Genomic DNA, 13,761 nt, shown 5'->3' with positions numbered 1-13,761 from the left:
GAAATACCTTCGCTGTTGGTAATTGTCGACATGTGTTAATTTGGCGCAATTCCACTCGGGATATGTGAAAGGTATTTCAATGTCGATTAATTCCACGCGCCGTGTCGGAGTCGTCGTAGCGCTCCTCGGGGCAGCTGCACTCACCGCTCCGGCAATTGCTACTGCGCTTCCGTCCACCGGTTCTCTCGGCTCGTCTGCGCCGGAAGCCTCGTGCTCGACCCTGTCCACCGAAGCGACGCCGAACGGGTGGGGCATCCCGTTCACCGACGAGAAGGATCAGACCGCGTCGTACTCGGCCGACAACGTTCTCGACAAGGACGGTTCACTGAAGCTGGCCGTCGACGGTACCGGCGATCGTTCGGTTTCCTACCATTCGGCCGGCGGTATCAAGTTGTCCGACGCAGTCGACAAGGCGATCGGCTTTGCCGAGCGCGCCGCCACGCCGACTGCGGCGTTCCAGCTCCGCCTCACCGGAACGACCGGCGGAAAGTTCGAGAACGGATTCACCACCCTGGTGTGGGTCCCGGGACCCGACGCCACGCCGACGGCTGACGGCGGCGTTCACGCGGATCTCCAGAAGGGCGTGTGGTGGAGCACTCAGAACATCGACGGCGCCAAGGACCGCGTGTCAGTGCCTTTGGCTGACATCGTCGCCGCGAACCCGAACGCGGTAGTCGACCACTACGGCGTCAGTGTGGGCACCGGTTCCGCCGCCACGTCGACGCTGGTCGATGCAGTGCAGTTCAACGGATGCACCACCAACTTCGCGAAGAAGGATCCGGCTTCGGGAACGGGTTCGCTGGGCGACGTCTTCGGCAGCCTGTTCGGTAGCTAGTCGCTGGTAAGAGCTCTGGTAGGAGTTACTTCCACCAGTCATCGAGGGGTGTGACCGGCACCGTGCGCTTGTGACGAGTGTTGGTGAACATCTTCTCGAGCTTCTCGGCTACCTCGGAGGAAACGTCCTTTCCTTCGAGGTAGTCGTCTATCTGTGAGTACGTGACGCCGAGGGCAACTTCGTCGGGTAGCGCGGGTCGGTCGTCCTCGAGGTCGGCGGTCGGCACCTTGCGCCACGTGCTCTCGGGTGCGCCCAATTCCTGCAGCAATGCGGCGCCCTGGCGTTTGCTCAAGCCGGTGAGCGGCGTGATGTCGACACCGCCGTCACCGAATTTCGTGAAGAAGCCGGTAATCGCTTCTGCGGCGTGGTCGGTACCGATCACGAGGTAGCCGAGCTGACCGGCAATCGCATACTGGATGACCATTCGTTCGCGCGCCTTGATGTTGCCGCGGACGAAGTCGCGCAGTTCGCCGTTTCCCAGCGCCTCGGAGGCCTCACGGGCTGTCGCGTCGGCGCCAGGCTTGACGTTGACCGTGAGAGAGCGGTCCGGCTTGATGAAGCCGAGCGCGATCTGAGCGTCGGATTCGTCGGCCTGCGCGCCGTAGGGGAGTCGAACGGCGACGAACTCGGCCTCGAGGCCCTCTTCGCGAAGTTCCGTGACCGCGCGTTGGGCGAGGGCTCCGGCGAGCGTGCTGTCCTGACCGCCGCTGATTCCCAGAACGAACCCTTTGGCGGGGGTCGAGCGCACGTAGTCCTTCAGGAACTGGACTCGCGCGCGAACCTCCGCTGCGGCGTCGATTGTCGGCTTTGTGCCGAGTTCTTCGATGATGCTTTCACGCAGTGTGGCCATGAATGGACTCTAGCGATGTGAGCAGGTGCGTGCAGTGCCACCGTATCCGGGGCGGTACGGTCGCGCACATGAGTGCGAACAACGTTCTGGTGGTCAGTGCGACGAAGTCGGAAGCGGCATACGTGCCGCAAGGATACGAACTGCTGGTCACGGGGATTGGAAAGGTCAGTGCTGCAACAGCAGTCGCCTCTGCTCTCGCGCGGTACGAGCGGGATGATCTGCCGCTGGTCGTCAACATCGGGACAGCCGGTGCGCTGCACGCGCACCACGGCGGCCTCTATGTTCCCGGCGTCGTCATCAATCACGACATCAGCAGCACCGCGATCCGAGCGCTGGGGCACGACGTCGCGGACCGTTTGGTGCTCGCCGGCGGTGACGACTCGGTGTTGGCGACCGGCGACGCATTCATCGCCGACGCTGCAACCCGGGACGCCCTTGCGCAGCGAGCCGATCTGGTCGACATGGAGGGATTTGCCATCGCATTCGCCGCGCAGGCTGCGGGTGCTACCTGCCGACTCGTCAAACACGTCAGCGATCACGCGGACGACTCGGCCTTGGACTGGCCCGCGATGATCGATGCCAGCGCCCGCGAGTTGGGGCGCTGGCTGCTCGACAACGTCTGATCGAGCCTGCAGCGTCTGGTCAAGCCTGCGCAGTCAGTATCAATCCGGTGTCGTCGGGCTTGCGCAGGGTCAGCGTGTCGGCGTCGACGGTGTAACTCACTTCGCCGTCGAGCACCGCCAGGATCTGGCGGCTCGATGTCCATGTTCTCCTCGGGGCAAGCCATACGCGTGGTTGCCATCGGCGTGAACGTGACTGTGGTGTCGGACGTCTGGGCGCTTCCGGTCATGCGATTGCATCCGGTGCTCCCGCTGACCGAACCGTCTGCGGCAATCGTCAGTTCGGGAGCTGACGTCTCCAGAGCCAGGCTCGTACTGATCGCATCGGGACTGATGAGGGACGTGACAGTCCACGTCGTGCCCGGCAGCGGTCGATCCGGCGTGACAATTTTCTTGTCCTGCAGGGTGACTGTGGCGTCCTTCGATGTCAGGACGAGGGTGTCGCCGTCGAGGCTCCACGCCGGCGCAGCGGTCAGCAATGTTGTTGTCCAGGAGTCGGACTCGGCGATGCCGGGAGGGCAGCCCATCATGGTCGACGCCATGGTGCCGGTGGTCAGCTTGCCGTCGGTGAACTCGACCGAACCGTTTGCCGTGTTGCATCCGGCGCTCGCGGACACTCGACCGGCCTGGCTGAAGTCGAGAGTCAGCGGGCCGCCGCCGGGAATTGGTGTTCCATCCACGGAGGTCGAGATGAACACACGACCGGAGGGATCCGTCTTGTCCTCGGGGGAGTCGGACGAAGCGGAGCAACCGCTTACCGCGGCGATGGTCAGGAAGCCGATGACGGCAGCAGCGATGCGCATGGGCTCACATTAAGCGGTGGGACGAATCGGGGGAGTCAACATCGAGTAACGCGCCGGGCAAGGTCTTCCCAGCCGGCGGCCAGACGCTCGGTGGTCATCCCGAGATCGCGCACCTGATGAAGGACGAGCGACGCTTCGAGCGGTGCCAACAGTGCTGAAGCGAGCAGCTCGAGGTCGCCCTCGACGTCGGCTCCTCGAAGAAGCCCGATGACGTGAGCGATGCCGAGAGCCCGGGCCGGACCGCCGAAGCGGTATTCAGGAGCGTTTTCCGCTGCTCGGAGGACTTCGCCCTGTACTTCCACCATGGCAATCCGGGCTCGTCCGAACGCGATGAGGCGCTCGATCGGCGGCGCGCCCGGACCCAACGGTGGGGGGCCGAACATGAATGCCTGCTGCAGTTCTCGCTCGGTGTGATCGAGCAAAGCCTGCATCAGTCCCGATCGATTGCCGAAGCGCCGAAAAACTGTGCCCTTGCCCACACCGGCCCGGCACGCGACAGCATCCATCGTCACCGCGTCGACACCTCGCTCGGCAACGAGGAGGGCTGCGGCGTCGAGCAGAAGTACGCGGTTACGTGCTGCGTCACCGCGCTCGACCGGCGCGGCGCCGATCTGGGGGAGGGGGATTGCGCTCACGGGATCAGGTTACAGGGCCGGGGAATGTAAGTGGACCGCGGTCCGTTTAGTTGATATAACTTTCAACCGGAGCCACCAACCGCACCACTCTCGAAGGAAACTCGCTATGTCACAGACCAATGTTCTCGTTCTCGTCGGCAGCCTGCGCGCCGGATCCGTCAACCGCCAGCTTGCCGAGACGGCTGTGTCCGCCGCGCCCGAGGGTGCAACGCTGACGGTCTTCGAAGGCCTCGCCGACGTCCCCTTCTACAACGAAGACATCGACGTCGAGGGTGCTTCCATTCCCGCTGTCGACGCACTGCGCGCCGCTGCGAGCGACGCTGACGCGTTCCTGCTCGTCACCCCCGAGTACAACGGCACCATTCCCGCAGTTCTGAAGAACGCCATCGACTGGATCTCGCGTCCGTACGGTGTCGGTGCAGTCAAGGACAAGGCTGTCGCAGTCATCAGCGCTTCGCCCAGCGGCAACGGCGCCAAGTGGGCACACGAAGACACCACCAAGGCAGTCCGTATCGCCGGCGGCAAGGTCGTCGAGGACACTGCACTGAGCATCGGTGGAACCGGCGCACTGTTCGGTGAGCTGCACCCGCGTGAGAACGCAGAGGTGCTCGCTCAGGTCTCCAAGGTCGTCTCCGACCTCGTCGGCGCCGGCAAGCAGCTCGTCAACGCGTAATTCGTTTCACGAATGAGGGCCATGCCGGAAGGTGTGGTCCTCACTCGTATGCGCGCTAGAGCCCTTCGCGTTCCATCGCGTCGTCGACCGCGTCGCGAACCGACTCGAAATCCTTGCCGGCCATCATCGCTTCGCCCATCGCAGCATCGATACGGTCGGCGACGGCGGCGTACCGACGCTCCCAGTTCTCCTTGTCCTCCCGCCAGTAACCCATCACGTGCATGCGGGTTGCCGGGATTTCCCATGTTCGACGCAGGTGAGTGCGGATGCGTCTGGCGGCCGCGGCCTCGACTGCACACCAGATGTAGCCCTCGCCGGGGGGCAGGGCAGCGTCGGCCAATTCGGCGAGCAGCGAGTCCGATTCCTCGATCCATCGGTAGTGAGCGTCGGCGCGCGTCGTGAACGTCTGCTGTTCGCTCGGCGCGGGTACCTGCGCGATGACGTGGATCGGTAGACCGTCGGGTGCTTCTTCGAGAATTCGCCCGATCGCGGGCAGAGCGGCGTGATCGGCGACCATCAGCAGCCAGTCGCAACCTGCCGGCGGCGTGAACCACCCGCTCGCCGTCGAGAGGTGAACGGTCTCGCCCGGTTGCGCAGTCGCGGCCCAGAGTGCCGCGCCGCCGTGGCCGTGGAGAACGAAGTCGATCTCCAGTTCGTTCTTCGACGGCTGCCAGCGCCGGACCGTGTAACTACGGGCGTGAGGGGGATCGAGGGGGAATCTGACGAGCACCCGTTCGTCGGGGCTCCCGCTCGTCTCGAAGTCGCTCAGGCCCTCCCCACCGAAGGTGATTCTGCGCATCAACGGTGTCACCTGCTGTGTTCTCGTCACGGTTGCCTGGTGGCGTGGAGCCTCGTCCTTCGGGGGTGTTTCCACGACGCTCATGGTAGGTCCGTGGCGCGGCTCCCAGAGGCTGGCGAGCACAAAAAGGAACTGTGACGCGCGACACGCCGACGCGCCGGGAAATGAAGGCGCTGAACTGGGGCGACCTGGGAATTCCAACGATGTGACTCACAACATCTCGCGTTATGTGTTTCTGTCGGCCACTAGGTGTAGTGTCTTGAGCACTGAGAGACCACAACGCGGAACGCCTCGAGCGAGACTCCGGCAATCGGTCGTATCGGTGCTGAACATCACTACATCGGCCTTTGTTGGCTAAGCGAAAGAGGGACTCTCATGAGCATCACCGTCTACACCAAGCCCGCTTGCGTTCAGTGCAATGCCACCTACCGCGCCCTGGACAAGGCCGGTCTCGAATACAACGTCATCGACATCACCGAGGATGCCGAAGCCCGCGACTACGTCATGGCTCTCGGGTACCTCCAGGCACCCATCGTGGTTGCCGGTGAAGATCACTGGTCGGGCTTCCGTCCTGATCGCATCAAGACCCTGACCGTCGCTGCTTGAAGCGCCGCAGTGTCGGCGGTGGACACCTCCGCCGACACATCTGAGTAGTTCCGGGCACCGTACAAGAAAATGGTGACAACCGATGACTTCGCTGGTCTATTTTTCCAGCGTGTCGGAGAACACCCACCGATTCGTTCAACGTCTCGGCCTGCCTGCGACACGTATACCTATCCATGACCGTGACGGCTCATTTCGTGTAGACGAGCCCTATGTGCTGATTCTGCCCACCTATGGTGGCGGGGTCACCGTGACAGGGCGCGACACCAGTTATGTACCGAAGCCGGTCATTCGTTTTTTGAACAATCCACACAACAGGTCGTTGATCAGAGCAGTGATCGCGGCGGGAAACACCAATTTCGGTGAGTCCTTTTGCTATGCAGGAAACATCATTTCCCAGAAATGCCACGTTCCTTTTCTGTACCGGTTCGAACTCATGGGCACTGCCGAGGACGTCGACCGGGTACGAGAAGGCTTGGGGGAGTTCTGGAATCATCTCGAAACAGAGAAGGAGCACGGGCAGTGGCGCCAACCATCACTGACACGATCGCGGCAGGAAGCGTAGAGCGTGATGCGCGCGGCGGCGATTCCACCAACGGTCTCGACTACCACGCACTCAACGCCATGCTCAACCTGTACGGCGCCAACGGTGAGATCCAGTTCGAGATGGATGTCGCTGCAGCCCGTCAGTACTTCTTGCAGCACGTCAACCAGAACACCGTGTTCTTCCACAACCTCGACGAGAAGCTGGACTACCTCGTCGAGGAAAACTATTACGAGCCCGAGGTTCTCGATCAGTACTCACGTACTTTCGTGAAGTTCCTGATCGATCACGCGTACGCCAAGAAGTTCCGCTTCCCGACGTTCCTGGGTGCATTCAAGTACTACACCTCCTACACGCTCAAGACCTTCGACGGTAAGCGCTACCTCGAGCGTTTCGAAGATCGTGTCTGCATGGTTGCGCTCACCCTGGCCGCAGGCAACGAAGACCTGGCCGTCGAACTCGTCGACGAGATCATCGCCGGACGCTTCCAGCCCGCCACCCCGACGTTCCTGAACTCGGGCAAGAAGCAGCGCGGTGAGCCCGTGTCCTGCTTCCTGCTTCGTATCGAAGACAACATGGAGTCCATCGGTCGCTCCATCAACTCGGCACTGCAGTTGTCCAAGCGCGGTGGCGGAGTTGCCTTGCTGCTCACCAACGTTCGTGAGCACGGCGCCCCGATCAAGAAGATCGAGAACCAGAGTTCGGGTGTCATCCCGATCATGAAGCTTCTCGAGGACTCGTTCTCCTACGCCAACCAGTTGGGTGCGCGTCAGGGCGCCGGTGCTGTGTACCTGCATGCGCACCACCCCGACATCTACCGGTTCCTCGACACCAAGCGTGAGAACGCCGACGAGAAAATCCGTATCAAGACGCTCTCACTCGGCGTCGTGATCCCGGACATCACGTTCGAACTGGCGAAGAAGAACGAGGACATGTACCTGTTCTCGCCGTACGACGTCGAGCGCATCTACGGAGTTCCGTTCTCCGACATCAACGTCTCCGAGAAGTACTACGAGATGGTCGACGACAAGCGAATTCGCAAGTCCAAGATCAAAGCTCGCGAGTTCTTCCAGACCGTCGCCGAATTGCAGTTCGAATCGGGCTACCCCTACATCATGTTCGAGGACACGGTGAACCGGGCAAACCCGATCGAGGGCAAGATCACGCACTCGAACCTGTGCTCGGAGATTCTGCAGGTTTCGACGCCTTCACTGTTCAACGACGACCTGTCCTACTCGAAGGTCGGCAAGGACATCTCCTGCAACCTGGGTTCGCTGAACATCGCGAAGACCATGGACTCGCCCGACTTCGCCAAGACCATCGAAGTGTCGATCCGCGGATTGACGGCAGTGTCCGACCAGACGCACATCTACTCGGTGCCGTCGATCGAGCAGGGCAACAACGACTCTCACGCCATCGGCCTCGGTCAGATGAACCTGCACGGATACCTCGCTCGTGAGCGGATCTTCTACGGCAGCGAAGAAGGCATCGACTTCACGAACATCTACTTCTACACCGTGCTGTTCCACGCACTGCGTGCGTCGAACAAGATCGCCATCGAGCGCGGCTCGTACTTCAAGGGTTTCCCGGAGTCGAAGTACGCCTCGGGTGAATTCTTCGACAAGTACACCGATCAGGCTTGGGAGCCGGCAACCGACAAGGTTCGCGGACTCTTCGCCGATGCGAAGCTGCACATCCCCACTCAGGACGACTGGCGTGAGCTGAAGGCTTCGGTTCAGAAGCACGGTATCTACAACCAGAACCTTCAGGCCGTCCCGCCGACCGGCTCGATCTCGTACATCAACTACTCCACCAGCTCCATCCACCCGGTGGCGTCGAAGATCGAGATCCGCAAGGAAGGCAAGATCGGCCGCGTCTACTACCCGGCGCCCTACCTGACCAACGACAACCTGGAGTACTACCAGGATGCCTACGAAATCGGGTACGAGAAGATCGTCGACACCTATGCTGCCGCAACGCAACACGTCGACCAGGGCCTGTCGCTGACGCTGTTCTTCAAGGACACCGCAACCACTCGCGACATCAACAAGGCGCAGATCTACGCGTGGCGTAAGGGCATCAAGACGCTGTACTACATCCGTCTGCGTCAGATGGCACTCGAAGGCACCGAGGTCGAGGGCTGCGTTTCCTGCATGCTGTAGAGGGCTCCGCCCCCGTGCGCCTTTTCGGTAGTGGTTACTACCGAAAAGGCGCACAGGGGTATCAGGCCGGCGGACGGCCGGGACCGTGCATCTTGCCGGCATTCTTCGGCATACGACCGTGTTCGGTGAGTGCGCGCCGAAGGAGAAACTCGATCTGGGCGTTGGTACTTCGGAGATCGTCGGCGGCCCAGCGGGCAAGCGCGTCGTGTACCGCTGGGTCCAACCGAAGCAGGATCTTCTTACGCTCGGATCGCGGAGCTGGATCCGTGGCCATGTGGCCTTTCCTTTACTGGTAGAGCGAACCGGTGTTGAGCACCGGTTGTGCGTCGCGGTCGCCGCACAGCACGACCAGAAGGTTGCTGATCATCGTCGCCTTGCGTTCCTCGTCGAGTTCGACGACGTGCTTTTCCTCGAGCTGCTTGAGAGCCATGTCGACCATGGACACCGCACCTTCGACGATTTGCTTGCGGGCGGCGATCACTGCACCCGCTTGCTGGCGCCGAAGCATCGCGCTGGCGATCTCCGGTGCATACGAGAGCCTGTTGATGCGTGTCTCGATAACTTCGACACCCGCCGCACGCACGCGGGCGTGAACCTCCTCCGACAAGGTGGTGGTGATGATATCGGCGTTCTCGCGCAACGAGACTCGGCCTTCGGCGTCGTACGGGTAGCTACCGGCGATATGGCGGACGGCCGCCTCGGTCTGTACGGAGACGAACTCCTCGTAATCGTCCACCTGGAACGAGGCGAGCGCTGTGTCGGCCACCTGCCAGACGACCACCGCCGAGATCTCGATGGGATTGCCGTCGGCGTCGTTCACTTTCGCCTGACCGGTCTCATGGTTTCGGATGCGCGTCGAGATCGATCGACGGACCGTCAGCGGGTTTGTCCATCGCAGTCCCGGCGTGCGCAAGGTGCCGCTGTACGAGCTTCCGAGAAGTTGCAGAACTCGGGCTTGATTAGGTTGCACCAAGGTCAGGCCCATCAGGAGGGGGAGTGACGCGATGAACAGCACCACTCCGACCGGAATCAGGGCGAAGAGTCCCAGAACTCCGCCAACGACGGACAGCGCGATTCCGGCCAGGAAGAGAAGGACGCCGCCGAGGAGCATCCAGCTGCCGGACAGGTCCCAGCCTGGGCGTTCGGCGATCGTTGTGGTGGCGACACCGGTCGGTTTCTCGGCCACGGTGGGTGTGCTGGTCATGCGAGACTCGCTTTCCATCGGTAAGTGATATTTAATTGATATCACATTTTTTGTACTCGTGGAGGGGCGCGTGCGACACATGTTGTTGTGTTGGCATCGCGGACCCGACACAACGGGTAGTGTTCAGGCAAGCCAACATTCGGCAGTATCTCTCTCGCTAGGTAGGAATTATGGTCAAGCTGGTCAGTCGCGTTTCCGCCATCAACTGGAATCGCGTCCAGGACGAGAAGGACGCCGAGGTATGGGATCGCCTCGTCAGCAACTTCTGGCTGCCCGAAAAGGTGCCGGTCTCCAACGACATCCCGTCCTGGGGAACGCTGACCGCGCAGGAGCAGCAGCTCACCATGCGCGTCTTCACGGGCCTGACGCTGCTCGACACCATCCAGGGAACGGTCGGCGCCGTCAGCCTCATCCCGGACGCGATCACTCCCCACGAAGAAGCGGTGTACACCAACATCGCCTTCATGGAATCGGTGCACGCGAAGAGCTACAGCTCGATCTTCTCGACGCTGTGCTCCACCCCCGACATCGACGACGCGTTCCGCTGGTCGGAGGAGAACCCCAACCTGCAACGCAAGGCGCAGATCGTTCTCGACTACTACAACGGCGAGTCGCCGCTCAAGCGCAAGGTCGCATCGACGCTCCTCGAGAGCTTCCTCTTCTACTCCGGCTTCTACCTGCCGATGTACTGGTCCTCGCGAGCCAAGCTCACCAACACCGCAGACCTCATCCGCCTCATCATCCGCGACGAGGCCGTGCACGGGTACTACATCGGCTACAAGTACCAGAAGGGCCTCGAACAGCTCACCGAGGCCGAGCGTGAAGAGCTCAAGAACTACACGTTCGAGTTGCTCTTCGAGCTCTACGAGAACGAGGTCGACTACACCCAGGACCTCTACGACGGCGTCGGTCTGACCGAGGATGTCAAGAAGTTCCTGCGCTACAACGCCAACAAGGCGCTCAACAATCTCGGCTACGAAGGCCTTTTTCCGAAGGACGAGACGGACGTCAATCCGGCTATCCTGTCGGCACTTTCACCGAATGCGGACGAGAATCACGACTTCTTCTCCGGCTCGGGTAGCTCCTACGTCATCGGCAAAGCCGTCAACACCGAAGACGACGACTGGGATTTCTAGAGAGCGACCTACACACCGAAGCCCGACTCCTGCACACGCGGGAATCGGGCTTCGGCCGTGTATTGAGAGCGGGCTAGCGCTGAAACCACGCTTCCGGCTTGTCCAGCAACGCTTTTGCGAGGCGCAGGCGCGAGGTTTCCGTCATGTCCGAAGGCAGTTCGCTCGGCGCGAACCACGCGACCTCGAGGTTTTCGTCGTCCGCCACGTGTGCAGCTCCGCCGGTCCACCTGGCCAGGAAACACACGTCGAGGTACTGAGTCACGTCGCCGTTGGGGTACGTAATGGGCTCTGTGACATCGACACTCGTGATCCGAACCAATTCGGCGTCGACGCCGGTTTCTTCCTTCGCCTCGCGCACCGCCGCCGCCGACGGTTCCTCCCCAGGCTCGAGAACGCCGGACACGACGGCCCACTGACCGTTGTCGGCGCGGCGGGTGAGCAGGACCCGACCGTCGTCGTCGCGGATCACGACGCTCACTCCGGACAGCCAGAGCGGCGCATGACCGACCTTCTCGCGCAGTGCAACAATGAATTCGGGGATCGGCATGATCAGAACCCGAACTTCACAGCTGGGGCGAACCGCTTCGAATGTCGGAGTTGTGGTTCGTTCCAGTCAGCTCGCATATCCGTTCAAGGTTCCCTTCAAGTCCGCCAATACGGCACGGGCGGCAGTCATCCCGTTTCCGTTCCAGATGTCGTCTTCCGCTACGAACACACGTCGGTCGGTGGCAGCGGCGAGGTCCTGCCACTGGTCGCTCTTCATGACCTCGGTGCCGTAGCTACGACCGTTCGGCCCGTCGAAGAGGACGTAGATCAAGTCCCCTTCGGCGGCGCTGAGATCGTCGGCCGGAATCGGTGCCGTGGTCGCATCGGTCAATCGCTGCGCCGGTGGGCGCCGGACGCCGACGTCGCTGAGGATCTGTCCGGCGAAGGATGCGGGGCCCTCGATCTGCAGGTCCTTCGAACCGAACCGAACCACTGATGCCTGCGTCTGCGATGCATTCAATGCGTCGCCGAGCTGCACGACGTCCTGCTGGTAGCGGTCGAGCTCCGTCGCAGCCGCGGACGAACGGCCCAGTGCCTGGCCGGCGAGGGCGAACTGCGCTTTCCAGTACACAGGATCCGAGCCCGCGAACACGGTGGGGGCGATGGCGTCGAGTTGCCCGTACAAGCCGTCGGACGCCGGACTGGACCCGAGGATCAAGTCCGGCGCGGCGGCCTTCACGGCGTTGACGTCAGGTGTGCTCACGGGGCCGACACTCGGAATCTCCGAGATGCCGAAACCCAGGTACGACGGTTGAGGTGAGTCGACACCGGTCGCGGCGCCCACTACCCGCTCCCACAGGCCGAGGGCGCACACGGCGTCCATCGAGACGCTGTCGAGGACCACGATCCGTTGGGGATCGGAAGGAACCTCGGTTTCACCCGCAGTGTGTACGACTCGACGCTTCACCCCGGGGCCCGCTCCCGGGTCGGCTTGCGTCGGCGTCGGGCACGCGGTGGCGGTGTCGCGTTCGATACCCATCACGCCGGCACCGGCGATCGACGTAGTGGTCCGGACGATGGTGCTCGCGGGATCGTCCGACGAGTCGGACGAGCAACCACCGAGGACGAGCATCGTGGCGGCGATCCCCAGGATCGAGACACGACGAACGGACGTGCGGGCGGTCGTGCGTGAGAGAACAGACGTGCGTGAGAGAACAGACAAGTCGACGGCTTCCTGTGTGAGCGGGCGCCGTTCAGGTTAGCTGTTCGACTCAGCTGTTCTGCTTGTCCACCTCGAACGTGTCCGAGAGGTCGTCGAGGATCATGTGGGCGCCCTGGATGCTGACCGGCGACATCCAACGTGAATCGTCCACGTCGACCTTGCGTCCTCGAAGGGTCTGCCACAGCGGGCTCTCGAGGAACGGCTTCGCAGCTTCGGCGCTCTTGCCCTCGGCGTCTTGCCAGGTGCTGATGAAGATGACGTCCGCGTCGGCTTCGTTGATCAGCTCGGGGCTGATCTTCATCATGATGTTTCCGGCATCGGCGGGGTCAGGTCCCTGGTTGTCCGGGCGCTTCAATCCGGCGTCCTGAAGGACGATGCCGCTGAACGAGGTGGTGCGGTAGAGGCGTGCCGTCGGTTCACCGGCGAATCGGACTACCGAGATGACCGGGTTGTTCGCCTTCTCGTTGATTTCCTTGCCGACGGTGGCTGCGCGGGTTTCGTACTCGGTGATCTTCGCCTCGGCCAGTGACTCCTTGCCCAGCGCTTGACCGACCAGGCGGATGTTGTCCTTCCACGTCGGGCCGGTCGTCTGAGTGAAGACGGTGGGTGCGATTGCGGAGAGCTGCTCGTAGTTCTTCCCGTCGCGGACCTCGGCGGAGATGATGAGGTCTGGCTGCAGTGCGGCGATCTTCTCGAGGCTTGCACTGCTGACCGTGCCGACCGAGACGGCGTCCGCGGCGAATTCCTCCCGCGAGGATCCGAGGTAGTCGGGAAGACCGGGCTCGCGGTAGTCGACGTAGCCGACGAGCGGGGATTCGAGGAGAAGGACGGCGTCGGTGAAGCTGTTGTCGAGCGCGACGATCCGCTGGGGTGCTGCCGGGATTTCGGTGCTTCCACGGAAGTGTTCGATCGTGCGGGGGAATGCGCCCGACTCGGTCGAGGTGGTGGTTGCAGCGGGCTCGTCGTTACTCGAGCAGGCTGGAACGACCAAGGCGATCGAGGCTGCGACGGCTACCAGCGCGGCGCGGCGGGGAAAGAATTTCACTGATTGGCTCCTGAGATGAGTTAGGCGAGGGTGACCTTATCAGTGGAGGGGTTGGCCGAAAACGGACACCGACCGAATTCTTCGACGCGCACGACACGCCGATTCGGAAGTGGGTTCGGACTCCCGGGGGAACATAAACCGCAG

15 protein-coding genes and 1 pseudogene are annotated in these 13,761 nt (G+C 62.3%); 7 read left to right on the top strand and 9 right to left on the bottom strand.

Translation table 11 applies throughout. From position 1 onward, the window contains the following. Positions 1–79 precede the first annotated feature (79 nt). A complete protein-coding gene (locus ABIE52_RS10375; protein WP_007731317.1) occupies positions 80–835 on the top strand; it encodes a hypothetical protein in 756 nt (251 codons plus the stop codon). A 25-nt stretch (positions 836–860) separates the two neighbouring features. On the opposite strand, the gene nadE is transcribed toward ABIE52_RS10375, so the two are convergent. Continuing rightward, entirely contained in the window at positions 861–1,685 is an 825-nt protein-coding gene (nadE, locus tag ABIE52_RS10370; protein WP_064075192.1) for an NAD(+) synthase, read from the bottom strand. Between the two features lie 68 nt (positions 1,686–1,753). Here nadE and ABIE52_RS10365 point away from each other — a divergent pair, with 68 nt between their 5' ends. After that, positions 1,754–2,308: a nucleosidase gene (locus ABIE52_RS10365; RefSeq protein WP_192712528.1), complete on the top strand. Its 555-nt coding sequence runs from the start codon at positions 1,754–1,756 to the stop codon at positions 2,306–2,308. A gap of 19 nt (positions 2,309–2,327) precedes the next feature. Here ABIE52_RS10365 and ABIE52_RS10360 read toward each other — a convergent pair. Both ABIE52_RS10360 and ABIE52_RS10355 read right to left on the bottom strand, forming a co-directional pair. After that, positions 2,328–3,108, bottom strand: a pseudogene (locus ABIE52_RS10360) (META domain-containing protein). Between the two features lie 35 nt (positions 3,109–3,143). Continuing rightward, on the bottom strand, positions 3,144–3,743 hold the full coding sequence (locus tag ABIE52_RS10355; protein WP_192712526.1) for a TetR/AcrR family transcriptional regulator: 600 nt from the start codon (positions 3,741–3,743) through the stop codon (positions 3,144–3,146). Between the two features lie 106 nt (positions 3,744–3,849). Between ABIE52_RS10355 and ABIE52_RS10350 the strand changes: the two genes are divergently transcribed. After that, positions 3,850–4,416 (top strand): NAD(P)H-dependent oxidoreductase, encoded by a 567-nt coding sequence (locus tag ABIE52_RS10350; RefSeq protein ID WP_192712525.1) that lies wholly within the window; start codon positions 3,850–3,852, stop codon positions 4,414–4,416. Between the two features lie 55 nt (positions 4,417–4,471). Here the strand turns inward: ABIE52_RS10350 and ABIE52_RS10345 are convergent, their stop codons facing one another. Continuing rightward, positions 4,472–5,299: a siderophore-interacting protein gene (locus ABIE52_RS10345; protein WP_030534956.1), complete on the bottom strand. Its 828-nt coding sequence runs from the start codon at positions 5,297–5,299 to the stop codon at positions 4,472–4,474. A 291-nt stretch (positions 5,300–5,590) separates the two neighbouring features. On the opposite strand from ABIE52_RS10345, the gene nrdH reads away from it, so the two are divergent. The 3 genes from nrdH (at position 5,591) to nrdE (ending at position 8,524) form a co-directional block, all read left to right on the top strand. After that, positions 5,591–5,821: a glutaredoxin-like protein NrdH gene (nrdH, locus tag ABIE52_RS10340; protein WP_003944717.1), complete on the top strand. Its 231-nt coding sequence runs from the start codon at positions 5,591–5,593 to the stop codon at positions 5,819–5,821. An 82-nt stretch (positions 5,822–5,903) separates the two neighbouring features. After that, positions 5,904–6,383 (top strand): class Ib ribonucleoside-diphosphate reductase assembly flavoprotein NrdI, encoded by a 480-nt coding sequence (nrdI, locus tag ABIE52_RS10335; RefSeq protein WP_003944767.1) that lies wholly within the window; start codon positions 5,904–5,906, stop codon positions 6,381–6,383. Continuing rightward, positions 6,341–8,524 carry a class 1b ribonucleoside-diphosphate reductase subunit alpha gene (nrdE, locus tag ABIE52_RS10330; protein ID WP_003944756.1) on the top strand — a complete coding sequence of 728 codons (2,184 nt, stop codon included), beginning with the start codon at positions 6,341–6,343 and terminating at the stop codon, positions 8,522–8,524. The genes nrdI and nrdE overlap by 43 nt, the downstream gene beginning before the upstream one ends. A 61-nt stretch (positions 8,525–8,585) precedes the next feature. Here nrdE and ABIE52_RS10325 read toward each other — a convergent pair whose 3' ends face one another. Next, positions 8,586–8,798 (bottom strand): type II toxin-antitoxin system antitoxin, encoded by a 213-nt coding sequence (locus ABIE52_RS10325; protein ID WP_003944723.1) that lies wholly within the window; start codon positions 8,796–8,798, stop codon positions 8,586–8,588. A gap of 12 nt (positions 8,799–8,810) precedes the next feature. Next, positions 8,811–9,728: an SPFH domain-containing protein gene (locus ABIE52_RS10320; RefSeq protein ID WP_003944699.1), complete on the bottom strand. Its 918-nt coding sequence runs from the start codon at positions 9,726–9,728 to the stop codon at positions 8,811–8,813. A 170-nt stretch (positions 9,729–9,898) separates the two neighbouring features. Here ABIE52_RS10320 and nrdF point away from each other — a divergent pair, with 170 nt between their 5' ends. Further along, positions 9,899–10,864 (top strand): class 1b ribonucleoside-diphosphate reductase subunit beta, encoded by a 966-nt coding sequence (gene nrdF, locus ABIE52_RS10315; protein WP_003944744.1) that lies wholly within the window; start codon positions 9,899–9,901, stop codon positions 10,862–10,864. A 73-nt stretch (positions 10,865–10,937) separates the two neighbouring features. Here the strand turns inward: nrdF and ABIE52_RS10310 are convergent, their stop codons facing one another. From ABIE52_RS10310 to ABIE52_RS10300, 3 genes are all read right to left on the bottom strand, one after another. Further along, complete coding sequence (locus ABIE52_RS10310; RefSeq protein ID WP_063316599.1) at positions 10,938–11,411, bottom strand: NUDIX hydrolase; 474 nt, start codon at positions 11,409–11,411, stop codon at positions 10,938–10,940. 66 nt (positions 11,412–11,477) lie between these two features. Beyond that, positions 11,478–12,572, bottom strand: a complete 1,095-nt coding sequence (locus tag ABIE52_RS10305) for an iron-siderophore ABC transporter substrate-binding protein (protein WP_063316598.1) — start codon at positions 12,570–12,572, stop codon at positions 11,478–11,480. A gap of 49 nt (positions 12,573–12,621) precedes the next feature. Beyond that, complete coding sequence (locus ABIE52_RS10300; protein ID WP_019747891.1) at positions 12,622–13,617, bottom strand: ABC transporter substrate-binding protein; 996 nt, start codon at positions 13,615–13,617, stop codon at positions 12,622–12,624. Positions 13,618–13,761: the final 144 nt, after the last annotated feature.

Origin of the sequence: Rhodococcus sp. OAS809 (assembly GCF_040546695.1) — a bacterium.
In the GTDB taxonomy this organism is placed as follows: Bacteria; Actinomycetota; Actinomycetes; order Mycobacteriales; family Mycobacteriaceae; genus Rhodococcus_F; species Rhodococcus_F qingshengii.
This window is presented reverse-complemented; position numbering and strand designations above follow the sequence as displayed.